Genomic DNA, 22628 nt, shown 5'->3' on the forward strand with positions numbered 1-22628 from the left:
AAAATAGTTTATTTTTTATCCTTATCATCAAGTGTAAATAAGGTTATTGTAGAGATTAAGCCTATTATAACTATTATTAACGAAAATGGGGCAGCTTCTCTATAGCGCTCATCGCTTACAAGTTCATATATTCTGGTTGATATAGTTTCAAAATTAAATGGTCTTATAATGAGTGTTGCTGTTAGCTCCTTGATAGTATCCATAAATACAAGTAAAAACCCTGATAATATACTCTTCTTGATGAGAGGGATATGAACATTCAGACATGTGGAAATAGGCCCATGACCCATAGTATATGCAGTCCACTCGATTTCATTTGGTGTTTTTTTGAGCCCTGATTCTACTGCCTTGAAAGATATAGCAAAAAAACGAAATAAATATGAGTAAACTAATGCGCCAATAGTTCCTACTAAGCTAATTTCTACAATATATTGAGTAATGAAAGAGGATATTCTGCTTAAAAATATTATTATACTAATTGCGATAATTGCATTTGGAATCGCATAGCCCAGGGAAATGAGACGCGCTATATTGTTGATTACCTTATTTTTACGCGCCGTATATCCAATCATTATTGCAATGCTAATTGAGATTAATGCGGTGATAAATGATAAACTAACGCTATTTGCTATTATGTTATAAAATCTTGCTTCGTATATGAAAAACCCCTTCTCTATGCTCCAATATATGAGCGGAATCATTGGCAAAATAAAACCTATTAATATCGGCAATACACACATAAGATAAGCAAAGATCAACGGTATAGCGCCACTTATACTCCGTTTATTGTGATAATCTGAATTGGTATTGATTGAAGAGTAGGATATTCCTTTTTTTTGTAGTTTTTTTTCGATAGCTATTAGTGTTGCAACGAAAATCAATTCTGCAACTGCTAAAACAGTAGTTGAATATTTGTCATGCAGTAAAAACCAGGTGCGATATATTCCTGTCGTGAAAGTATCAATAGCAAGAAACTGTGGTGTGCCGAAATCCGTAATTACTTCCATTAGTACCAAGGATAACCCAGCTATAATTGATGGGCGTATGGAGGGTATAATGACAAAAAGTAAGCTCCTTAATGAGGAAAAACCAAGTGTTGATGCAATAGTGACTGAGTTACTAACATTCTTTAGACTTGAGCGGACTAACATATAAACGTATGGATATAGGCTAAATCCCATCACTAATATTCCACCACCTAGAGATTTTATTTCAGGAAACCAATAGTCACCTTTGCTCCAATCTAAAATGTCTCTTAATGAGCTTTGCACCGGACCTGAAAACTCTAGCGTATTTACATAGACGAACGCTACTATATATCCAGGAATCGATATCGGAAAGAATAAAGCAATCTCAAAAATTTTACTTCCAGGGAATGAAAAAAATGTGGTGAGCCAAGCTGGAATTACTCCAAATACAAAAGATATTCCCCCCACTCCTATCATCAAAATTAACGTACTCAGTATATATTCAGGAAAAAGTGTGCTGATTACCCATCCGGAATTCGCTGTATCTGTAAATAGAATTGATATTAATGATAATATTGGGCAGATAAATAATATACTTACTAGAAATAGGAATATATTTTTAAATACTCTTAAAAACATTAATTTGAATCTATATTTAATATTAAAATGTTATATGTAAAAACTGAAGATATCCAGTAATTAACAGCCGATCTATTGAATATCTTGATAATCTCATATATTATATTTTAAGTTTATAGATTAGTAACCATGAGCTTCATCATTGCAACTTTCTATCATTTTGTAGAACTTTCTAATTATTATGACATGAAAGATGAAATAAAAACTGCATGCGACAACGTTGAATTAAAGGGCACTATACTCCTTGCAGAAGAGGGTGTTAATGCAACAATATCTGGTAAAAGAAACGCGATTGATGAAATATTTGATTTTCTACATTCTGATTATAGGCTGAAAGATCTTACATGGAAAGAGAGTGCAGCAAAATATCAACCATTTAGCAAGATGAAGGTAAAATTAAAAAGAGAGATTGTGAATCTTGGTGTAAGCAATCTTGATATTTCCCTTAAGGGTAAATATGTTGATCCAGAGCATTGGGATGATTTTACTTCTCAACCTGACGTTTTAGTAATAGATACACGAAATGAGTATGAAGTGAAATTAGGCAAGTTTAAAAATGCAATTAATCCACATACACAATGTTTCCGTGAGTTTCCTCAGTGGGCAGAGTCATTTTCTGAGAGTAAAGACCTGAAAGTGGCTATGTACTGCACTGGTGGAATTAGATGTGAAAAATCAACAGCATATATGAAAAGTCTTGGATTTAACGATGTGTACCACCTGAAAGGCGGCATTCTTTCTTACCTTGAAAAAACTTATAATAAAAATGGTAATTGGAAAGGTGAGTGTTTTGTTTTTGATGATAGAATTGCTGTTGATAACTCACTTACTCCAAGCAACACAATAAAATGCATACTCTGCTCAAATCAAGTTTCAACGGACAAGCTGAAGTCAATTCCACGCGGCCAGGTGGTTTGTTCTGATTGTAAACTTCAGTGTTATAGCTATAATAAATAAGATCTCTCTACGTCATACCGCCGCGGCGCTAACAAGTAGCGGAATGACGAATTTTTGTTTTTCAAATTATAGGTAAACCTAAGTCACTTTAGCTATAGCAAATTAAATAACCTGAAGTACATCTATTGACTGATACATCAATCCATGTTACTTTCCACAAAAAACAGAAGGGGGCGTTGAAAGACAGCTAACCATAACATCAGAAAGGCATCTAGCTGGTGGATTTTCAAATAAACCTATTATTTTTTTATTTTCAGTAAAAGAAGATGGTTTTCTACCATTATTATTCTTTATATTAGCTTTGGCTCCTGCCTTCAGAAGAAATTCAACCATATCAGCATTATTAGCAGAAGTGGCATAATGTAATGCAGTTCTACCCAGATTATCCTGGATATTAATGTCAGCACCATTTTCCAAAAGAAGTTTTACTATATTAGTCATACCTCTTAAGGAAGCCATGTGTAATATGGCTTCCTTATTATCGTTTTTAGCATTAACATCAGCACCATCATTAAGACACCGTAACACCTGATTATCATTACCCTCAATAACCGACTCAATAATTTGTTTATTTCTAAGTAAAGTAATTATTTCCTTACTGTCAGTAAAGGAAAGTGATGTTCTATCAAAATCATCTTTCGCATTAGCTTTGGCTCCTGCCTCCAGAAGAAATTTAATCATACCAACATTATTAGCAAAAGTAGCATAATATAATGCAGTTTTACCCAGATTACCCTGGGTATTGATTTTAGCACCTTTCTTTAAAAGAATTTCTACTATAGCACGGTAACCATAATAAGAAGCATAGTGTAATACAGTTTCACCTTGATTATCCCGGATATTTATTTTAGCACCTCTCTCTAAAAGAAGTTTTACTATATTAGCCATACCTTTTAGGGAAGCAATGTGTAATGGGGTTTGATTATTATTGTTTTGAGCATTAATATTAACACCATCATTAAGACATTGTAACACCTGATAGTAATCACCATACTCAGTAAATCGCATTAACTTTAGAAAGCTTATTGCCTCATTAATACCTCTTTTTTCATTACCCAGTAACTCATAATAATATTCATTGAAGCATTCCCATAATTTATCCTGTATTGTTTGTCTTATTTCCTCATCTATACAAAGATTTTTTATAGGCCTTTTGGTACATGGATCTGTTGCGTTATCCCCTTCTTTTTTCCACCGCTTAAAAATCTCATGGTACTCAAACACATTTTGCGACTCTGAATCATCATCATATATTATTCTAACAGGCTCCAATATTAGTTCTCCTGTTATCGGGCAAAGCAGACCACTTTCTTCAAAGCAATTATTACCTTTTTCAACCGCCTTCTCAATATACTTACCTATTAAACGCTCATAGTCTGCTAGCCCATCATTATTTTCACGATATTTCTCAAAAATTTTGTATAAATCATAATGTTCAATATTATTTAACATAATTTTATTCCGTAAATTATAAAAATGCTAATGTATGTACTAAAAATAGAACTTACAAGTATTTTTTTCAATTATAAGATACAATACCTCAACTTATTTTATTTATAAAAAAGTTATAAATATATACCTTTTAAGTATTTACTTCTTACCCTTAATCAACTCTAAAGCCTTCTTCAAATCTATGCTTTCAATATCTGCACTCTTGCCCAAAGCAACGTTTGTTTTACCGCATTTTATATAGAATCCGTACCTACCGTTGCAGATGAAAACTTCTTTTCCCTTTTCATTAACCCCGAGAGACTTTAGTTCTTTGCGTGGACTGTTTGCAATAATTTGTACAGCTTCGCTCAATTCTGTATTCAGCACCTCTTTGGAGCTTTTCTTAAGAGAAAAGTATTTACCATCATAGAAAATATAGTATCCAAATCGCCCAAGGCCTATTTTTACTTCCTTTCCGGTTTCAGGGTGTTCTCCGATTACTTTTGGCAAGGAAAGTAACTGAGTAGCGGTGCTCAGATCAATCTCATTAACATTTATATCTTTTGGTATAGAAACCGCTTTTTTCTTTTCTGACTCATTATTAAACTGCAGGTAAAGCCCAAAAGGACCTTTTTTAATTACTACCTCTTGTCCTGTTATATCATCTACACCTAAACTTTTTGGATATTCTGAATTGTCGTTACTACCTGTAATTTCTTTTGTATGGTTGCATTCAGGATAGTTAGAACATCCAAGAAATACCCCCGCGCGCCCGAAGTTCAATTTCAATATGCCATCAGAGCAAATAGGACATTTCGTATTCACCTCTTTTCTTCCTTCTTCTGAACAAAACCAATCGACTACCAAATCGTGAATGCCGCTGAAAACTTCATCATGCGTCATTTGCTTGACAAAGTTTACATGACCAAAAAATGGCACCCAAAAGTGGCCTAATTCTTTTTTCCAATCTGCATGTCCATTTGAGATTAAATCAAGCTTTTCTTCCATTTGTGCTGTGAAATCATACTCTATACAACGCTGAAAAAAGGTTTCTAAAAATATAGTAACGATTTTACCACGACTGCTTGGAATAAACCTTTTGCTATCCAATGAAACGTACTCACGATCTTGTAATACCGAAATAATTGTTGCATAAGTTGATGGGCGGCCTATACCGATTTCTTCCATTTTTTTTACGATACTTGCTTCACTATAACGAGGTGGCGGTTGAGTAAAGTGCTGTTTTGGCTCAACTGAAATCAGCTTACACGCTTCCCCTTCTTTCATGACAGGTAGCAGGCCTTCATTTTCGGCTTCTATGTTATCTTGGTAGACTCTATAAAAACCATCAAAGAATATACTTGATCCACTTGCTCGCAGAATTACTTTCTGGTCAGTAGAACTAATTTCAACTACCACTTGATCAAGGATCGCCGATTCCATCTGACTTGCAATGGTTCTTTTCCAGATTAAATCGTACAATTTAAATTGCTCTGGCGTTAAGTAATCCTTAATACTACCCGGCGTTCTGTTGATATCAGTTGGACGAATTGCTTCATGTGCTTCTTGAGCATTTTTGACCTTTTTTACATATTTACGAGGAGACTGCGGTAAATATTTATCACCATATAATGACTTAATTGACCCTCTAATTGAGTTTATAGCCTCATCTGCAATATGAAACCCATCTGTACGCATGTAAGTTATCAACCCTACAGTTTCACCACCAATATCGATACCTTCATATAAATTTTGCGCTATGCGCATAACACTTTTCACATTAAAATACAGTTTATTCACTGCATCTTGCTGAAGACTTGAAGTAATAAATGGAGGAAGCGGGTTTCTCTTAACTTGCTTGCGTTCTACTGTGCTTACAGCATACTGCCTTGACTCAATCTCCCTGACTAAGTTCTTTGCCTCTTCTTCATTCTTAATATCAAATTTTTCTAGCTTTTTATTGTCATAGTGGCTTAGCATAGCAAAAAAAGCCTCATCTTTGCTATTTTGCATTTCTGCCTTTATGCTCCAATACTCCTGTGTTATAAACTTACTGATTTCATCTTCTCGTTCGCATATAAGCTTTAATGCAACAGACTGCACGCGTCCTGCAGACTTGCTCCCCGACAATTTCGTCCATAACAGCGGTGATAAGCTAAATCCAACTAGATAATCCAAAGCTCTGCGTGTTTGCTGTGCACGCACTAAATCCATATTTATTTCACGTGGATTTTTTATAGCCTCTTGTACTGCTCTTTTTGTTATCTCATTAAAGACTACTCTATAAATGTTGTTTTCATTACTGATTGCTTTCTTTTCTTTTAATGTCTCTATCACATGCCAAGCCATTGCTTCCCCTTCTCTGTCTGGGTCTGTTGCAAGATATATATCTGATGTTTTGCTTGCGGCTTTTACTAACTCTTTTATATACTTTTCTGCTTTTTCAATGGTTTCATACTTTATAGCAAAATCATTATCCGGATCGACAGAACCGTTTTTTGCTGGAAGATCCCTCACATGTCCAAAGGATGCAGCTACTTTGAACTCTTTACCCAAATATTTACCTATTGTCTTTGCTTTCGCAGGTGATTCAACTATTAATAATGCCATGTTGTTAATTATTTTAGTACTTAAAGATAATATGTTGAGAAATATACGATGAAAAGTAAAAAAATATTTTAATAGGTCTTGTGAATTTTACAAAGTAGATTATTCATGGATTCTAGAAAACCCTTGGACGTTGCTATTTTCAAGTGACTTTGAAGGCTCATTTATGTAAACATTCTACCCAGTATTTCAGCAACTGTCAATTTTGCTAACAAATTACGTGAAAATTGATAGAAAACACTGAACTCTGTAGCATTGCAAAAAATCCAATTATTTTCTTGCATTACTCTCTGTCATCCTGCTACTCCTTTCTTGTCATCCCGCCGCGAACCGTCATACCGCCGCGGTATCTCAGCCGCTAACAAGAGATCCCGCTAACACGTAGCGGGGTGACGAGCTTATCGTCATGCCGCCGCGAACCGTCATACCACCACGAACCGTCATACCGCGATTCATTCGCGGTATCTCAGCCGCTAACACGTAGCGGGATACTTAACCGTCATGTCGCCGCGAACCGTCATACCGTCACGGTATCTCTTAGCATAGATCCCGCTAACTAGTAGCGGGATGACGAATTACTTGACCGTCATACCACCGCGAACCGTCATACCGCGATTCATTCGCGGTATCTCAGCCGCTAACAAGAGATCCCGCTAACACGTAGCGGGATGACGAGCTTATCGTCATGCCGTCGCGAACCGTCATGCCGCCGCGAACCGTCATACCGCGATTCATTCGCGGTATCTCAGCCGCTAACACGTAGCGGGATGACGAGGTTATCGTCATGCTGCCACGAACCATCATACCGCCGCGAACCGTCATACCGCCGCGGTATCTCTAGATCCCGCTAACAAGTAGCGGGATGACGGTTGTCGTTTAGCCACAAACATTAAGAAATTTACCAAATAAAAAAAAAGGCAAAAGAAGCCCCGATTAATATCTATTTTAGAACATTGGCGTTTTTTAAGTCTTAAACACTGCAATTTAGCTGCTTTTAAATGCAACTCACCTTAGTTTGAATATTTAAGAAATTTACTAAGCAGAAAAAAAGGCAAAAGATATCCCGTATTAGCTAGTTGTCACTCTCTAATCCTGCAAATTGGCGTGCTATACTGTCTTAAACGCTTTATAAGCGCGTTTCAGCTTATATAGGTAAAAACCCAGAAATGTTGTGAAGACGTAGGGTGCGCATAGTGCAAAAAATTAAAAATAAGACGCCAATTACGTAATACTGTTGTCGTTTAATCTGCACAGATTGAAGATAAATGAATACCTTCAGTACCATGATAAGGGGGCTGGCGAAGGGTGTCAAGCAAGTTTTTCTTTCCCGTGAATTCCTTTTGAAGTCGAGTATTGAAAATTGACTGGAGAGTTGTGGATTACTTTGTATATGTCATAACAAGCCATGGCACTCTCAGCAAAACCACTTAATATTAACTTTAGTTTGCCTGAATAAGTAGCTATATCTCCGATTGCATATATCCTATCTCTACTGGTTTTTAAGGTAGTCGGATCAACAACTATGCGGCTATGTTCTAACTCTATACCCCAATTGTTTATTGGACCAAGATTCATTGACAATCCAAAAAATGGCAGCAAAAAATCAGCGGATATTTCTTTTTCTTCCTTAGAGGCAATGTTTTTTACTATCACTGCGCTCAACTGCCCATTACCTCCTGCTAGTTCGTGTAATTGATATGGCACTACCAGTTCTATCTTTCCATCATTTTCAAGTGATTCTAATTTATTTCTAGTTTCAGGAGTGCAGCGAAATTCCTTTCTTCTATGTATCACATAAATTTTCTTTGCAACTTTAGAAAGTTCTACAGTCCAATCAGCTGCAGAATCACCCCCCCCTGCAATGACTATAGTTTTGTCCTGAAAATCAGAAATTTTATTTACACTGTAAAATACAGATTTATTTTCATATTCTAATATACCACTTAAGGGTGGACGGTTAGGTTCAAACATTCCGTTACCTGCAGCAACAATAACAGCCTTACATTTTACCTCTGTGCCTGTATTAGTTATGATAATAAAGCTTTGATCGCAGTTATTCGAAATCTTTTCTACTTTTTGACTTAAATGGTAAATAGGCTTAAATGGCGAAGCTTGCTCCATTAGCTGCTCAATTAATTTTTGGGCAGTAATTACAGGATAACCAGGTATATCGTATATTGGCTTTTCTGGGTAAAGAGCAGTGCATTGTCCTCCTGCTTGATCCAAAACATCTATTATATGACATCCCATATCAAGCATTCCCGCTTGAAAAGCAGTGAATATTCCAACAGGCCCTGCACCTATTATTACTATATCGGTTTTCATATTCAGATGGTAATCTATTTATAGATATTAGCTTTCTTCGCTAATAAGGTCAATTTACAAAGGGATGTATTTTTAAAAATGTGGCTAGATCAGATAAGATTTCCAGCGTTACGAACCACATAGTCCAAATAAGCTCTAAAAATCAGCTAACATAGTGGGATGCTAAAAGTAGCGTGCGGACGGAATGGGATTCGAACCCATGGTACGCTCATCACGTACGTCAGTTTTCAAGACTGGTGCCTTAAACCGCTCGGCCATCCGTCCATTTCTTTTCTATCACAACATTTGATTTTAAGCAATCTATAAAAGCTTTACTTGCCCACGCAGAAGTTGCTAAATATACTGTCCAATATTTCCTCAACATCAATAATTCCAATCACCGCACCAAGTTCAAATGCAGCAAGCCTCAAATCTTCAGATATTAATTCAATTGGATTATCGATATTAAAACGTTGTAAATGTTCCAGTGCTTTCTGCATGTGACTCCTATGTCTTTGCCGAGTAATCACAGGAGTGTCTCTATCATGCCCAAATTTTTCCTCTGCCTTCTCTTTTATGAGAGAGATCAACTTGTTTGTACCCATTCCCTTTAGAATAGAAATGGGTAAAAGATCTATGCCATTAATTTTTATATTGTGATTATTGATAACATCGTCAGCTTTGCTCAGAACATAAATGGTGTCATTTTGGTCTGATGTCATGCAAGTAGCTGACACTGGAATCCAGCTTATCTCATCATGAACATTGTTTTCAGCACATGTTTCTAGAATCCATTGTCTATTGCATAATTTGCAAGTATTTTTATATCTGGATCCCAGTGTCACGCACTGGGATGACACCGTTTGTTGATTACAATATTTGCATAGTTGTGTGTCAACGACAGATGGTATATTGCCTGCGGCTTGATAGTTGACATCGTGTCGTTGTTCAAAAGGAAATAGTTCTATTCTTAAATCAGCTTCAAAAGACCTCTTTTTCGCTCGACTTATACCTTCTGATTCTATTGGATCTGAACTCTCACGAATTCCAGCAGTATCAGAGAGAATGATTGGGTATCCGCCAATGTCAATATGAGCTTCAAGTATATCTCTTGTTGTGCCTGCATATTCAGAAACAATAGCAATATCACGCTTGGCTAAGAAATTAAACAGAGTTGATTTACCGACATTTGGTTCACCAGTTATTACAATATGTAAACCCTCACGCAACCTTTCGCCCCGTCTATTATCATTTAAATGCTCTTGTATCAACTGCACGAGAGATTGCACTTCATTATTAATTTTTTCCAATTCACTTTTTTCTGCCCAAATGTCCTCTGGAAAGTCTATATATGCTTCGATTTTGGATTGTATCGTTATTAATCTTTGCCTCCAATTGCTGTATAGTCTCTCCAATTCTCCTGATATCTGCTTAATCGCTTGTTTAGCTTGCATTTTCGTCTCAGCATCAATTAAGTCTGCAATCCCTTCTATTTGCGTTAAGTCAAATTTACCATTTAGAAAAGCCCTAAGTGAGAATTCTCCTGGTCTGGCCATAACAAAAATTTTCGATAATTCCTCCGAGATGATTTTTATGACTGCCTTGCTTCCATGCACTTGTAACTCTATAACGTCCTCGCCAGTGAAACTGTTTGGAGCAGGGAAATAGATGATTATTCCATTATCTATCAATTGATTGGAATCATCATATAGATCAACTAAAGTAGCAAATCTTGGTTTAATTTCTTTCTTAATATGAAAATGATTTAAAGCTTTAAGCGCGTAGTTGCCTGAAATTCTAATTACTGCAACTCCTGACTTACCAAATACGGTCGATAAAGCGAAAATAGTTTCATTTGTGTTTGTCATTATTTATATAAACTACTTAGCAATATTACACTTAAGAAACCAAAATACCTAATTTGAAAATATTCAAAATTTTTATCTATCTTGCTAGTTTATATTTATGCAGTACTATCATACTAGTGAATGTATTATATAGAAAAGCTGTAAAAGTCACCCAGGTGAAAATATTTATTTTGAAAACTGATAATATGATTTATAATGACTGACACAAGTTTTAAATATTTTATGCTCAAGAAATTAGCTTGGTATTGGTCTTTTGTAGAGTTAATTAAAGGGTTTGCTATTACATTGAAATATATGTTCAAACCAAAGGTTACGTTGAGATATCCTATGGAGAAGGGTCCTCTAAGTCCAAGGTTTCGTGGTGAGCATGCGTTGCGTAGGTATTCAAACGGTGAAGAACGATGCATAGCTTGTAAATTATGCGAAGTTATCTGCCCTGCTCAAGCAATAGTGATTGAAGCAGAGGAAAGAGAAGACGGTAGTCGCCGTACCACGCGCTATGATATTGATATGACAAAATGCATATACTGCGGACTTTGCCAAGAGGCATGTCCAGTTGATGCAATTGTGGAGGGTCCTAACTTTGAATTTGCTACTGAAACAAGAGAGGAGCTAATGTACAATAAAGAAAAGTTATTGCATAATGGTGAAGTTTGGGAAGACGCAATTGCACTCAGGTTAAAAAAAGAATAGACCTTGTTATTAACTAGGTATGTCAACAATTAAAATTTCTTACAGCAAGTATGTAATAGATCTCTTGTACAACTGTGATTTAAGTGAAAGACTAACAGCCTACCTTTTGGCAGCACATGACGCTGGAATCTGGAAAAAAGGACCAGTGTCAAGCACACAATTGTGCGAACGTTTTAACCTGAATGTGCAGCAAATGGTGTCATCCAAGTAGCTGACACTGGGATGGCTTTGTTGCATAGCACCTTGTATTGGATAGATCAGGAAAAACTTATGTAGCCATTTCAAACTTAGGCACGCCTATTTCGATAAATTTATTCAGCAAATAACACTTGAGTAGCAGTTCCTTCCCACGATTAATTTCAGATTTGTTCCGAAAATTAAACCCGAATGTTTGTTTCAGTCGCGAGAAAAAACTTTCTACATAAGATCTTTTTCCGTAGTTTGTTTGCCTTTTCCACCTCTTCATTCCATCTTCGCTGTATGACTTTATTAGTCTAATTGCAGCATTTCTCTCTGCCATACTTTGGATGCTCTGCTGCATCGTTTTTTGGAGGAATTTTTGTCTTTATGCCGCATTCATCATACAATTTATAGAGTTTATGTCTGTCATATGCTCTGTCTGCATATAGTGCTTTTATGGCATGAACTTCTTTAAGCAAATCGCAAGCTCCATAGTGATCAGACCGTTACTGTATTTTGCAGCTATGGCTTTTTTGCTGTTTATATTCAACATTACGTGTAGTTTCTTTACTTGTTCATAGCTGCGATACTTTCTATTTTCGCTATTTTCCTTGCTGTGGCCAGGTTATAAATGCTGATGCTTGTGCTATCTATGGCAATTTCGATATCTTCCATATTATTTTTATCAACTCTGCAATCATTGATCTTAATATTAAGTTTCTTTTGATGCTTGTGAATAGCTGCAAATTTTTTCCTATTTGTTCAATGTATCCCTCTAAAAATCCCACTCAAACCTATTCTGAATAGATGGGTTGTTATATGTATCAAAATCACCACTTTATCACTATAAATATAGTTGCCGCCCTGCATTTTTGGCCCAATTTCATACCAATTTTCGATAGCTTCATCGATGTAACGAAAAATATTTCCCCTTTTTTCAAGGAATTTGTTATATTCGTTTTGGTTACTGACTTTCATTTTCTGTGGCATATTTTTTCTTCAAAGGTTAAATGGCTATTTTATAATGAATTTTGTCAGTAGCCACCAGATTTTTTCAGTTGCTATGCAACAAAGCCCACTGGGATCCAGCTTCTGTATCAAAAACGTTTGTTTTAGCATAAAACAGCTACCTTTAGTCATCAGCTCAGTATGCTTACTTATAATCAAAAGCCTGGATTCCAGTGGGCTTTGTTGCATCGCTACCTATGAAAGGCTAACATAGTTAGGATTGTAAGCAACCTATAGAAAATCTTGTTTTTTTGCAATCAATCTGATCAAATTTAAGAATAGTAATTTGTTATTTGTATTAATAAATTTAATTCTATTGAAAATAGCTAAAGCATTGAAATTCTTGAATTTTAGCCAGATTAGTGAGTGGTAGTGAAATTTCTTTTACTCAAATTTAGGTATTTACTGACCGTTCTTGTTATAAATACCAGAATAATAAGCTACTGATATTCTCTATCTTTTTTATCTTTAATCCATCATAGCTAGCGATGCAACAAAGCCATTCCAGTGTCAAGCACTGGAATGACAAGAAGAGGCTACTTGGATGACACCCTTCCCTAGCGGAAATTGCTCTCAAACTACAACAGCGTGGATAGGATAGTAGCTATAGAAGCTTTAATGATACAAAAAAAAATAAACAGCTATTATTTTTTTCGTAATTAAGTAAAATAGAGTGAAAGATTAAGAGGAAGCTTTGAAAAATAAGATAAAAAAGATAGTAGTTTCAGGAAAGGAAGTGTGGCCAATCATCGAGGGTGGCAAAGGCATTGCAATCAGTGATGGAAGGTCAAGTGGAGCATTTGCTGCAGCAGATGCTGTGGGTACGTTTTCTGGTGCAAATGCTAAGCTTATTGATGATAATGGCGAGTTAGTGCCATTAATTTACAAAGGCAAAACAAGAAATGAAAAACACAGTGAATTGATAGAGTATAGTATTGAAGCTGGGATTAGTCAGGCAAGAATAGCAAATGAAATATCAAAAGGCCGTGGAAGAGTACATATGAATGTGCTTTGGGAGATGGGGGCAGCAGAACGCGTGCTTCATGGCATATTGGAAAGAGCAAAAGGCTTAGTTCATGGTATTACCTGCGGTGCTGGTATGCCTTATAGGCTTGGAGAAATTGCAGCTAAATATCAGGTTTATTATTACCCTATTATCTCATCGGTACGCGCTTTTAAAGCATTATGGAAACGTGCTTACCAAAAAATATCTTCTTATTGGCTAGGTGGAGTAGTTTATGAGGATCCATGGCTTGCTGGTGGTCACAATGGACTGAGTAACAGTGAAGACCCAGAGCTACCACAGGCTCCATTTAAAAGAGTTGCAGAGCTTAGATCTTTTATGAACGAGATCGGTCTTTCAGAAACACCAATTGTTATGGCAGGAGGAGTGTGGCATTTGAAAGATTGGGAGCATTGGTTTGATAATTTGCAAATTGGACCAATAGCTTTTCAGTTTGGCACTCGTCCACTTTTGACGAAAGAAAGCCCAATTTCTGCAGAGTGGAAAAAGAAGCTACTCACTTTAGAAGAAGGTGACGTATTTTTAAATAAATTCAGTCCAACAGGGTTTTACTCATCTGCAGTAGAAAATAACTTCATACGTGAGTTGCAGAAACGGAATTCACGTCAAGTAAAGTTTTCAGAAAATGCCAGCAAGGAATTCAATAGTGAATTTGCAATGGGTAGCAGAGGTAGGAAGATTTACCTTACTGCAAAAGACAAAGAACTGGCAAATACATGGACTAAAGCAGGGTACACAGAAGCAATGAAAACCCCAGATTCAACTGTTATTTTTGTGACGCCAGACAAATTTGCAGAGATAAGACAAGATCAAATCAATTGCATGGGATGTTTGAGCCATTGCCTGTTTAGCAATTGGAAAGATCATGGCGACCATTCAACAGGGCAAAAACCAGATCCACGGAGTTTTTGTATACAAAAGACACTGCAAAACATTATACATGACAGCGATATTGAAAATGAACTCATGTTTTCCGGACATAATGTATATAAATTCAAGCAAGATCCGTTTTATGAGAATGGCTATGTACCGACAGTAAAAGAACTGGTAGAAAGGATATTGACTGGGTATTGAGTCAGCAGTGGCCTGAAAAGTCCATTTTTCACTTTATAAAATGTTTATATTTTACCACCTACTGACCTTACCCAGAAGGTATGAATTAGGTATTGCTTGGTTGGAAGCAAGAGAAGATAATCACTTTTCAGAGTGGATAGGTGGCAGGTTGGCACTTTTTCTGAGTGTTCTTGTATAAAGTATATGAAAGAAGACCTCGTTACTCAGATTCTGCCACCGGTGAGGCTCACAAAATGTGATGACCTCGTATAGGAGTTTGGACCAACCAGTACTCTGATATATTGAAATGTGCAATTGGAGGAAAAATATGCGTCACATAGGCATTATACCAATAGTTTTACTGTTTGTTACTTGCAAGAAGGAAAATCGGAGTATATTCAAACGTTTCGCTTAAAAGACTTAAATAATTTTATCAGAAATCTTCAAGAAACAGATGAAATAGCTAACAGGCAATAGCTGTTTTTTTTATGACGCAGTGTCACCTTATGTTAAGAGCGTGGTCTCCTGGACAGTTTGAAGTTGTTCGTTGCTCTGTGAACAAAACGGACAAGCACGATGCGCGAGCTATTGCTTTTTTTCTAAGCAAAGGTATGTTGCCTGAAGCAAAGCAAACAATGCAAGCAGTTAGCTTCTCTTCTTCAAACAAGAGACCAGTTACGGGTATCTTTAATCAATAAAATGCATGGTCTTTTTAATTACCATGGGATAAAAATTAAAAAGGAAGCACTTACAACTAAGGTGGGTGCTATTGGAAAGTATACTTGGGATCCTTTAGAAAAGGTTGAAATTGAAGTAATTAGCTATCATTTGGAAGCTATTCGGGAAATCTTAAAAAACTTGAGAGGGAAATTATAGCTTTTGCCAAACAGCTTCCTGAACCTTATCAGCATAAAAGGAATTGGCCCAATTTCTGCAGCTATTTTTATTGCAACAATTGGAGACATTAATGATTTTCATAGGCCTGAGAAACTTACTGCATATTTTGGAATTGTGCCACGAGTTTCTCAATCTAATCAACAGTGCACGATCGGAACAAACGTGATATTCTTTAGTGCAGTGTACTTGAGTTGCTATACGCTTATCTGAACAGCTTATGTAAAAAAAAAGCGTGGTTCTGCTAAGGCTATTATTGCTACTGCCAGGAAATTTCTTACAACTATTTTCTATACTCTTAAAAATGATTGGGTTTTTAAAGATTTCACAAAATTTGAATTTTTTATTGGACAACAATCATAGGAGAAAAAGTAGAGAGAAAGTTAAGAAAATTTTTTACAAAAAGAACGATGAATCAAAATGTTCAGGAATGCAATAATTAATAGCAGAATGCCTACGCTATTTATTGTAAAAATTTCTATGTATTCAAATATGGCAGTTCTAGCTTGTTGAACGGAGTGCTTAGGTATACCAATCACATAAGCAACTTAAAGATCACCTTTACAACTTTGTTATATTATGCAAAAAGACTCAAAACTCTCAAAACCTTATGAATTTATATGTAACCAGTGGACACAAGCATCCTGTATTATTTATACTAAATCCATACCATCACGCTTTGGACCTAGTTCTTTATTCATTCTCACAATCCGTGAACGGTTACAAATACTGGAGTTTACCCTTCTTCTTGTTATTTTTCTAATCTATAGTTAGCGTTCAAAACCATATTCGAAAAGTATCTCATATATTTCCAGATTTTTTTAATGATGTTTATTTCATCCTCAACATTGTCTCTACCTTTATGAACTAAATTACAATTTAGCAGCATTAAAAATTATAACGTATTCCTACCTCCAGAGTTGCATCTGGTATTTGTGATGCTTTTATACCGCTTAGTTGTCCACCTGCAGTAATACCAACTGCACCAACTATCTGTGGAGTAATTTCATAATCAACACCAACCTTCAGTTTATAGGAAATAGAACCCAGTATTTTATCTACTACCTCACCTTCACCAAAGCTAAAAGGCATTACTTGTAGGTATCCTCCTAAGCCTCCACTGACATATAGCTTAACGGGATCAATATCAAGGTCAGGATAATAACGATAATTTGCCAATAAGCTAGCCCCTATTTTCCTTTTTTCTTTATCAGCTATATCACTTATGTCAGTGAGAACCTCAAGTTCAAACTTAGAGTTTTTGTCATAATGATAACCAAAAACAACGCTAGGTTTTATTTTTAAGCCGCCACCCCATCCGGCACCAAAGTTTAAACCTGCATAGTACTGATCTTCTGACTTACTTGCACTATTACTAGCTGCACCTGCTAAAGATGAAGTAAGCAACACAGCCAAAACGCACAATCTCTTTATTTTCATATAACTCCTCATACAAAAAAATATATAATGCATAAGTATATATGCTTTGTATTAAAAAAGATATAACTACATGTCAAAAAAAAGTATACCCACAAAGTAAAGGATGTGCTACTCGGATGTATCCGTTCAGCCAATGGCGTCAACTTAAGGGAAAATATCAGTGATTGTGTATAAAACTTCTCTCTAAATTTTTTACCATTAAATTACCCAAAAGCTGCAATAAACAGCACTTTTGTTTCTGTTTTATTTCAACAAAGAAGTCTAAAATATGTCCTTTTTAGGTGAAACATGCAAAAAGGAAAAAATCTTATTCTACAAATTAAAAATATAATATACTCGAAAGCTTTTCAGAGAATCCATTGTGTTGAGTTTTACACGAACAAGAAAACTTCCTTTTACGACAGTATTTTCTATGATTTTAAAGTTAATTAAGAAAAGTTTAGGAAATAGAATGTGAGCTCATTAAGTTCCACCCTCAAAGCAAGCTTTTTCTAAAGCAAGATATAAATACAGGTCTTAAAGAATTTAAGCATCCAAACAGCCTATTGAGCAAACGTTAGCAGAAACCTGAAGTCGTTACTCAAATGCGTTCATTAAATCAAATTATTTATCTACGACCGTCTTCATTAAAATTTATTCAGCAGCATTATGAATTGAAAGTAGATTTTATTTTTCGCTTGCAAAAAAGAAATTATAGCAAGCTATGGTTCATCTGGTGAATTAGATTTTGTGCTAGAAAATAAAACGAAAAGCCAAAAAGTAAGAGTAATAGTGCTTACATTAGCCAATGGGGAAACAGAGTTTTTGACCGAGACTTTGGAGCAAAGCTTATGTGTTAAGGTGGCATATAGAAGAGTGCTATAAACGACTCAAAATAGGTGCAGAGTTAGAGAATTTTTCTGGCGTAAATTTAGAGGCTGTATTACAAGAATTTTGAGCAAACTTAGTCATGTGTAATATATTGTCGCTTCATATCACAAGGGCCTTGGAATGGCTTTGTTGCATCGCACCTTATACTGGTAGTAATTTACGATAAATATCATGTAGCCATTTCAAATTTAGCCATACCAATTTCAGTAAATTGATTAAGCAAATAGCACTTAATCAGCAATTCTTTTTCGCGATTTACTTCGGATTTATTCCTAAAGCTGAATCCAAATATTTGCTTTAATCTTGAGAAAAACCCTTCAATATAAGATCTTTTCCCATAATTTACTTCTTTTTTCCATTCTTTCACGCCATCTTCACCGTATAATTTTATTAACCTAATAGCAGCATTTCTGTCAGACATATAATCTATTTCTGGATGTTCTGCCGCATTGTTTATTGGTGGAATTTTTGCCTTTATATCATATTCGTGACACAATTTGTAAAACTTGTGCCTATCATATGCCCTATCTGCATATAGTGCTTTTATGACATGCTGAAAATTAACTTCTTTAAGCAAATCGCAAGCTCCATAGTGATCAGAGTAGACACCGTTACTGTATTTTACAGCTATGGCTTTTTTGCTGTTTATATTCAACATTACATGCAATTTTCTTGTCTGTTCATAGCCACGATATTTTCTGTTAGCGCTATTTTCCTTGCTGTGACCAGGGGTATTGTTGTAAATGCTGATACCTGTACTATCTATAGCAATTTCGATGTCTTCCATATTATTTTTATCAATTCTGCAATCATTGATCTTAATATTAAGTTTCTTAAACCTTCTTGATGCTTGTGAATAGCTGATAACTGCTAAATCTCTTCCTATTTGTTGCATATATCCTTTTATAAACCCCACCGTTTGTCTTAAACCAATTCTAAAAAGATTGACAATTATATGCACCAAAATCACAACTTTATCACTGTAAATATAGTTGCCGCCTTGCATTTTTGGACTATTTTCATACCAATTTTCTATGGCTTCATTGATATAATGAAAAATATTTCCTCTTTCCTGGAGAAATTTGTTATATTCATTTTGGTTACTGACTTTCATTTTCTGTGGCATATTTTTTCTTCAACAGTTAAATGGTTATTTATAATGAATTTTGTCAGTAGCCACCAGATTTTTTCGGTTGCTATGCAACAAAGCCCCTTGGAATCCAGATAAAATTGCTGATAAATTTTTCAGTTTTATTTGGTGTAATGAGGCAGAAACTCTATCAGGTACTTATTGCGCCAAAAAACTTTCAAGCCCTTTTTGATAGAGCAAGTATACGCGCTAAAGTTAAAATCCGACCAGGACAGCCGCAATAAGGTAGATAAGCCCAAACGCCATCATGTCTTTAGGAGAGTTTGCTAATGAAAGTTCTTAAGTTGACGCCATTGAGTGAACGGTTACTATTTAAAAGGATATGTTCAAAAAAACTGTGTCAAATCAACTCATACATTTCATTACCAACTTCATGATGAAGTTCTGCAGTTGGATGGAAATAATCAAAAAAGAAGTAATCCTTTAGTGTTTCTTTGCTACACTCAGGGTTATAGTGAACGTCAAGTTCCCCTTTAAATATCAACTTTAAGAGTATTTTTATATTTTCTTTAAATCTCCCAATTTGGTCTGCAATGTTCGATGTGCATGCATCTTGACAATTTAAACCTTTGCTCTTGTATTCGCCAAGCATACTTTTCATTTTAGAGTTAAGATCAAATGCTTTTATTTCAAGATCTGTACTTTTCTTCATATAATCTAAGCCATTAGCCAATTTTGCATTGAAATTCTCTATGAGCTTTGTAGCTAGTTCCCTTGCTTCTTCATCTCTATTAAAAGCTGGTATTAAGCCAACTTCAGGTGCGTTTGCAACAACTACATGCTTAACACCATGTTCATTTAGAACCTTAAGTGCATTACATATTTCACTCACTGCTTGTTCCAATACTTCTTCCGCTTTAGTATCGTCATAAGCAGTGGCAATCATAACATCATTTCCGCCGATTATGATGCAAAATAAATCTTCTTTACCTATATCTGGATGATGTTTAATTACCGCATCTAGCTGGTTAGCTAAACGAAATTTATTGAAGAAATAAGAAAAAATAGGGTCAAAAATTTCAGATGCTGTTGCACATGAAACTGCATAGTTTTGACCTTGCTGTTCGTGGCATCTACCAAAAAATGAATAACTCCACCCAGGTTTAAATTCGTCTAAATCTAAATATTTTGCTACATATTCAACAGCAGTAGGGCCATCGCTAAAAGATCCTCCTTGATAAAAAGGGTCACCAAACTTTACGCTTTTTGCAAAGGATAAATTATTTAAAATTCCAATAATTGCACCATTATCGGATAAACTATCACCCAGAACATAAAAATTTCTATACTTTGAATTAAAATCTTCATTTTTATTTGTCATAATATTTACCGTAGATTAGCATGTTGTTTCATTAGATTCATAAAAAAAGAAAAATAGCGGTGCAACTTTTTTACAACCCCCATTTTAAACTTTATTGTGTATTTCCTTCATATCATACCTTTTTGAAAAAACGCTCTGACTTTTTCTCCACTTTTTCCGGGCAAAATCAGCTTCTTCTTAACTTGACACGTATACTTAAAAGAACCCTCTAAGTTTTCTAGCGCGGCTTGGATGTTTCAACTTGCGCAGTGCTTTTGCCTCTATTTGCCTGATTCTCTCACGTGTTACATTAAAAATTTTTCCTACTTCTTCTAAGGTATGCTCCTTCCCATCTTTACCAAGGCCAAAACGCATTCTTAGAATTCTTTCTTCCTTTGGTGTTAAAGTTGCAAGAACATTGGTTGTAATGCCACGCAAGTCAGCAAGTATTGCAGCATCCTCTGGTCTGGAGACTCGCTTATCTTCTATACAATCACCGAAGGTACTACTATCATCTTTTCCTGTTGGAGCTTCAAGACTTACTGGATCCCTTGCTATTTTCATAACTTTGCGTATTCTTTCCAGTGGCATTGTCAGTTCTACACTCAATTCCTCTAACGTCGGCTCTCTCCCCATCTCATGAGTCATCTTTCTTAATGCTCTGTTGATTTTACTGATAATTTCCACCATATGAACTGGTATTCTAACTACTTTAGACTGCTCAGGTATTGCCCTAGTGATCGATTGTCTTACCCACCAAGTGCCATAAGTTGAAAATTTATATCCACGTTTGTAATCAAACTTATCCACGGCCTTCATAAGACCAATATTGCCTTCTTGTATCAAATCAAGCAGATCAAGACCTCTTTTTGAATACTTCTTAGCAATGGAAACTACTAGCCTTAAGTTAGCCTTAATCATTTCTTGCTTTGCTTCAGAGACTTCTCGTTCGTGTTTTTGTATTCTCCTGATTAGCTCCTTAAATTCTTGCACGTTATCTTCCTGTATATGCTGCTTAATACCGTTCAAAGTACTAGCTATATGTTCAGAGTTATCGTCTATAAACCTTAAAAATTTGTTTTTTGATTCACCTGTAAAAGAGGACTGATTTTCATTGATCTTTAAAAGACTTATCTCTTTCAACTCGTGCTTTAAAAGCACGTCATCATAAACTTTATAGAAACTTTCTCTATTGATATCGTATTTTCTAGCCTCAGCAATAAGATTAGCCTCATCAAGCGTGATGGATCTATTTATCTTATAAAGTTCTTGTGTAATTCTGGCAACAGCAGCATCACTTAACTTAATTTGTAATGCCATAGACCATATTTGATTATACAAAATTTCTAGCTCATTAGAGAAATTTTTAGAATTTTTTCTTAATATCAACGCTTCATTTGTTAAAGTAATTATCTCATCCAATGCAACTATGACCTTTGGCAATAAGTCACTTTCCATTTCAAGAATAGAAACATTTAAATTGACTGAACTTATATCTTCATTATCACCGTCTTTCTCATCATCACTTTTTTTACTATCTTTCTCATCATCACTACAATACTCAGCATCTTCAGAAACATCCTCAGAATCCTCAACATCTTCAGCACTTTCTTCACTCTTTTCTTTGGGTACCACATTAAAATCAGAGTTATAAATTGCATCCAGATCTATAATTTCTCTCAGTAAGAGAGCTCCACTACTTAAATCATCACGCCATACTTTTATCACCTTTAATGTTACTGATGTTTCAATTATTGCACGTAACATGTTATGCTTTTCAGATTCAATTTTTTTTGCTATCTCGATTTCATCTGCCCTTGACAAAAGCTTTACAGAGCTCATGTCTTGTAAATAAATCCTTACTGGATCATCATTTTGTACTAAAGTTGCAGTAACATTTGGCGATGTGTCATCATCATCAAGTTTACTATCATCACTGTTGGAAGGAACATCTTCTTCATCTTCGCTACTTTCAAGCACATTAATTCCGGAGTCCTGCAATAAAGATATAGCATCATCTATAAAGTCAGACGAAAAATTTTCATCTGATAATTTATCATTTATATCATCACAGGTGACAAAACCACCTTTTTTTATACTTTTAGTTACAAGATCTCTGATAATTTTTTTCTTATCTTCTGCATCATTAATAATTGACATCATTACCTTTATAGTTTATAATTTCATTCCTTATTAACAAACAAACTTACAACGAGCAAGTCTATAATTTTACTTTTAACTT

At 35.4% G+C, this 22628-nt stretch carries 16 protein-coding genes, 1 tRNA gene and 7 pseudogenes; 10 read left to right on the plus strand and 14 right to left on the minus strand.

All coding sequences use genetic code 11. From position 1 onward, the window contains the following. Nucleotides 1-8: 8 nt before the first annotated feature. Nucleotides 9-1607, minus strand: coding sequence for an ABC transporter permease (locus OPR48_RS00240; RefSeq protein ID WP_265026085.1), 1599 nt, complete (start codon nucleotides 1605-1607; stop codon nucleotides 9-11). A 129-nt stretch (nucleotides 1608-1736) separates the two neighbouring features. Here OPR48_RS00240 and trhO point away from each other — a divergent pair, with 129 nt between their 5' ends. Continuing rightward, a complete protein-coding gene (trhO, locus tag OPR48_RS00245) occupies nucleotides 1737-2564 on the plus strand; it encodes an oxygen-dependent tRNA uridine(34) hydroxylase TrhO (RefSeq protein ID WP_265026086.1) in 828 nt (275 codons plus the stop codon). Nucleotides 2565-2711: 147 nt separating this feature from the next. Here the strand turns inward: trhO and OPR48_RS00250 are convergent, their stop codons facing one another. The 5 genes from OPR48_RS00250 to mnmE form a co-directional block, all read right to left on the minus strand. Then, entirely contained in the window at nucleotides 2712-4016 is a 1305-nt protein-coding gene (locus OPR48_RS00250; protein ID WP_265026087.1) for an ankyrin repeat domain-containing protein, read from the minus strand. 138 nt (nucleotides 4017-4154) lie between these two features. Beyond that, nucleotides 4155-6605 (minus strand): type I DNA topoisomerase, encoded by a 2451-nt coding sequence (gene topA / locus OPR48_RS00255; protein WP_265026088.1) that lies wholly within the window; start codon nucleotides 6603-6605, stop codon nucleotides 4155-4157. Between the two features lie 1305 nt (nucleotides 6606-7910). After that, nucleotides 7911-8927, minus strand: a complete 1017-nt coding sequence (locus OPR48_RS00260) for an NAD(P)/FAD-dependent oxidoreductase (RefSeq protein ID WP_265026089.1) — start codon at nucleotides 8925-8927, stop codon at nucleotides 7911-7913. 176 nt (nucleotides 8928-9103) lie between these two features. Further along, nucleotides 9104-9191: transfer RNA gene (locus OPR48_RS00265), tRNA-Ser, on the minus strand. 47 nt (nucleotides 9192-9238) lie between these two features. Then, entirely contained in the window at nucleotides 9239-10774 is a 1536-nt protein-coding gene (gene mnmE / locus OPR48_RS00270; RefSeq protein ID WP_265026090.1) for a tRNA uridine-5-carboxymethylaminomethyl(34) synthesis GTPase MnmE, read from the minus strand. Nucleotides 10775-10996: 222 nt separating this feature from the next. Between mnmE and nuoI the strand changes: the two genes are divergently transcribed. Beyond that, nucleotides 10997-11467 carry an NADH-quinone oxidoreductase subunit NuoI gene (nuoI, locus tag OPR48_RS00275; RefSeq protein WP_265026091.1) on the plus strand — a complete coding sequence of 157 codons (471 nt, stop codon included), beginning with the start codon at nucleotides 10997-10999 and terminating at the stop codon, nucleotides 11465-11467. A 19-nt stretch (nucleotides 11468-11486) separates the two neighbouring features. Then, nucleotides 11487-11678: a hypothetical protein gene (locus OPR48_RS00280; RefSeq protein ID WP_265026092.1), complete on the plus strand. Its 192-nt coding sequence runs from the start codon at nucleotides 11487-11489 to the stop codon at nucleotides 11676-11678. 57 nt (nucleotides 11679-11735) lie between these two features. On the opposite strand, the pseudogene OPR48_RS07425 reads toward OPR48_RS00280, so the two are convergent. The 3 genes and pseudogenes from OPR48_RS07425 to OPR48_RS00305 all read right to left on the minus strand — a co-directional run bounded on the left by OPR48_RS07425 (nucleotide 11736) and on the right by OPR48_RS00305 (nucleotide 13232). Next, a pseudogene (locus OPR48_RS07425) lies at nucleotides 11736-12637 on the minus strand (IS5 family transposase). Nucleotides 12638-12661: 24 nt separating this feature from the next. After that, the gene (locus OPR48_RS00300) at nucleotides 12662-12844 is read right to left on the minus strand and encodes a hypothetical protein (RefSeq protein ID WP_265026096.1); all 183 of its coding nucleotides are present in this window, start codon (nucleotides 12842-12844) and stop codon (nucleotides 12662-12664) included. 229 nt (nucleotides 12845-13073) lie between these two features. Beyond that, complete coding sequence (locus OPR48_RS00305; protein ID WP_265026097.1) at nucleotides 13074-13232, minus strand: hypothetical protein; 159 nt, start codon at nucleotides 13230-13232, stop codon at nucleotides 13074-13076. Nucleotides 13233-13349: 117 nt separating this feature from the next. Between OPR48_RS00305 and OPR48_RS00310 the strand changes: the two genes are divergently transcribed. The 4 genes and pseudogenes from OPR48_RS00310 to OPR48_RS07295 form a co-directional block, all read left to right on the plus strand. After that, on the plus strand, nucleotides 13350-14753 hold the full coding sequence (locus tag OPR48_RS00310) for an NAD(P)H-dependent flavin oxidoreductase (RefSeq protein WP_265026098.1): 1404 nt from the start codon (nucleotides 13350-13352) through the stop codon (nucleotides 14751-14753). 40 nt (nucleotides 14754-14793) lie between these two features. Further along, the gene (locus OPR48_RS00315; RefSeq protein ID WP_265026099.1) at nucleotides 14794-14931 is read left to right on the plus strand and encodes a hypothetical protein; all 138 of its coding nucleotides are present in this window, start codon (nucleotides 14794-14796) and stop codon (nucleotides 14929-14931) included. A gap of 116 nt (nucleotides 14932-15047) precedes the next feature. Further along, nucleotides 15048-15776 (plus strand): annotated as a pseudogene (locus OPR48_RS00320) (transposase); the annotation flags it as partial. Between the two features lie 69 nt (nucleotides 15777-15845). After that, nucleotides 15846-15989 (plus strand): annotated as a pseudogene (locus OPR48_RS07295) (IS110 family transposase); the annotation flags it as partial. A gap of 33 nt (nucleotides 15990-16022) precedes the next feature. Here OPR48_RS07295 and OPR48_RS07430 read toward each other — a convergent pair. Further along, nucleotides 16023-16147 (minus strand): annotated as a pseudogene (locus OPR48_RS07430) (IS3 family transposase); the annotation flags it as partial. An 8-nt stretch (nucleotides 16148-16155) separates the two neighbouring features. Between OPR48_RS07430 and OPR48_RS00325 the strand changes: the two are divergent. Next, nucleotides 16156-16389 (plus strand): annotated as a pseudogene (locus tag OPR48_RS00325) (hypothetical protein); the annotation flags it as partial. Between the two features lie 125 nt (nucleotides 16390-16514). Here OPR48_RS00325 and OPR48_RS00330 read toward each other — a convergent pair. Next, on the minus strand, nucleotides 16515-17066 hold the full coding sequence (locus OPR48_RS00330) for an outer membrane beta-barrel protein (protein WP_265026100.1): 552 nt from the start codon (nucleotides 17064-17066) through the stop codon (nucleotides 16515-16517). Between the two features lie 288 nt (nucleotides 17067-17354). Here OPR48_RS00330 and OPR48_RS00335 point away from each other — a divergent pair. Continuing rightward, nucleotides 17355-18000 (plus strand): annotated as a pseudogene (locus OPR48_RS00335) (IS4-like element ISWosp8 family transposase); the annotation flags it as partial. A gap of 105 nt (nucleotides 18001-18105) precedes the next feature. Here the strand turns inward: OPR48_RS00335 and OPR48_RS00340 are convergent. After that, nucleotides 18106-19062: an IS5 family transposase gene (locus OPR48_RS00340; RefSeq protein ID WP_265025723.1), complete on the minus strand. Its 957-nt coding sequence runs from the start codon at nucleotides 19060-19062 to the stop codon at nucleotides 18106-18108. A 79-nt stretch (nucleotides 19063-19141) separates the two neighbouring features. Here OPR48_RS00340 and OPR48_RS00345 point away from each other — a divergent pair. After that, nucleotides 19142-19356: pseudogene (locus OPR48_RS00345) on the plus strand (IS4-like element ISWosp8 family transposase); the annotation flags it as partial. A gap of 70 nt (nucleotides 19357-19426) precedes the next feature. Here OPR48_RS00345 and OPR48_RS00350 read toward each other — a convergent pair. After that, entirely contained in the window at nucleotides 19427-20407 is a 981-nt protein-coding gene (locus tag OPR48_RS00350) for an SGNH/GDSL hydrolase family protein (protein WP_265026101.1), read from the minus strand. 195 nt (nucleotides 20408-20602) lie between these two features. Next, complete coding sequence (rpoD, locus tag OPR48_RS00355) at nucleotides 20603-22546, minus strand: RNA polymerase sigma factor RpoD (RefSeq protein ID WP_265026102.1); 1944 nt, start codon at nucleotides 22544-22546, stop codon at nucleotides 20603-20605. Nucleotides 22547-22628 lie beyond the last annotated feature (82 nt).

The organism is Wolbachia endosymbiont (group A) of Bibio marci (genome assembly GCF_947251645.1).
In the GTDB taxonomy this organism is placed as follows: Bacteria; Pseudomonadota; Alphaproteobacteria; order Rickettsiales; family Anaplasmataceae; genus Wolbachia.

Excerpts from the sequence above, each read along its gene's own strand:
- OPR48_RS00300 (WP_265026096.1), bottom strand. The coding sequence starts at position 12,844 with ATGCAACAAAGCCCACTGGAATCCAGGCTTTTGATTATAAGTAAGCAT.
- OPR48_RS00330 (WP_265026100.1), bottom strand. The coding sequence starts at position 17,066 with ATGAAAATAAAGAGATTGTGCGTTTTGGCTGTGTTGCTTACTTCATCT.
- OPR48_RS00280 (WP_265026092.1), top strand. The coding sequence starts at position 11,487 with ATGTCAACAATTAAAATTTCTTACAGCAAGTATGTAATAGATCTCTTG.
- rpoD (WP_265026102.1), bottom strand. The coding sequence starts at position 22,546 with ATGTCAATTATTAATGATGCAGAAGATAAGAAAAAAATTATCAGAGAT.
- OPR48_RS00260 (WP_265026089.1), bottom strand. The coding sequence starts at position 8,927 with ATGAAAACCGATATAGTAATAATAGGTGCAGGGCCTGTTGGAATATTC.
- OPR48_RS00340 (WP_265025723.1), bottom strand. The coding sequence starts at position 19,062 with ATGCCACAGAAAATGAAAGTCAGTAACCAAAATGAATATAACAAATTT.
- OPR48_RS00350 (WP_265026101.1), bottom strand. The coding sequence starts at position 20,407 with ATGACAAATAAAAATGAAGATTTTAATTCAAAGTATAGAAATTTTTAT.
- OPR48_RS00240 (WP_265026085.1), bottom strand. The coding sequence starts at position 1,607 with ATGTTTTTAAGAGTATTTAAAAATATATTCCTATTTCTAGTAAGTATA.
- OPR48_RS00315 (WP_265026099.1), top strand. The coding sequence starts at position 14,794 with ATGTTTATATTTTACCACCTACTGACCTTACCCAGAAGGTATGAATTA.
- topA (WP_265026088.1), bottom strand. The coding sequence starts at position 6,605 with ATGGCATTATTAATAGTTGAATCACCTGCGAAAGCAAAGACAATAGGT.
- trhO (WP_265026086.1), top strand. The coding sequence starts at position 1,737 with ATGAGCTTCATCATTGCAACTTTCTATCATTTTGTAGAACTTTCTAAT.
- OPR48_RS00250 (WP_265026087.1), bottom strand. The coding sequence starts at position 4,016 with ATGTTAAATAATATTGAACATTATGATTTATACAAAATTTTTGAGAAA.
- mnmE (WP_265026090.1), bottom strand. The coding sequence starts at position 10,774 with ATGACAAACACAAATGAAACTATTTTCGCTTTATCGACCGTATTTGGT.
- nuoI (WP_265026091.1), top strand. The coding sequence starts at position 10,997 with ATGCTCAAGAAATTAGCTTGGTATTGGTCTTTTGTAGAGTTAATTAAA.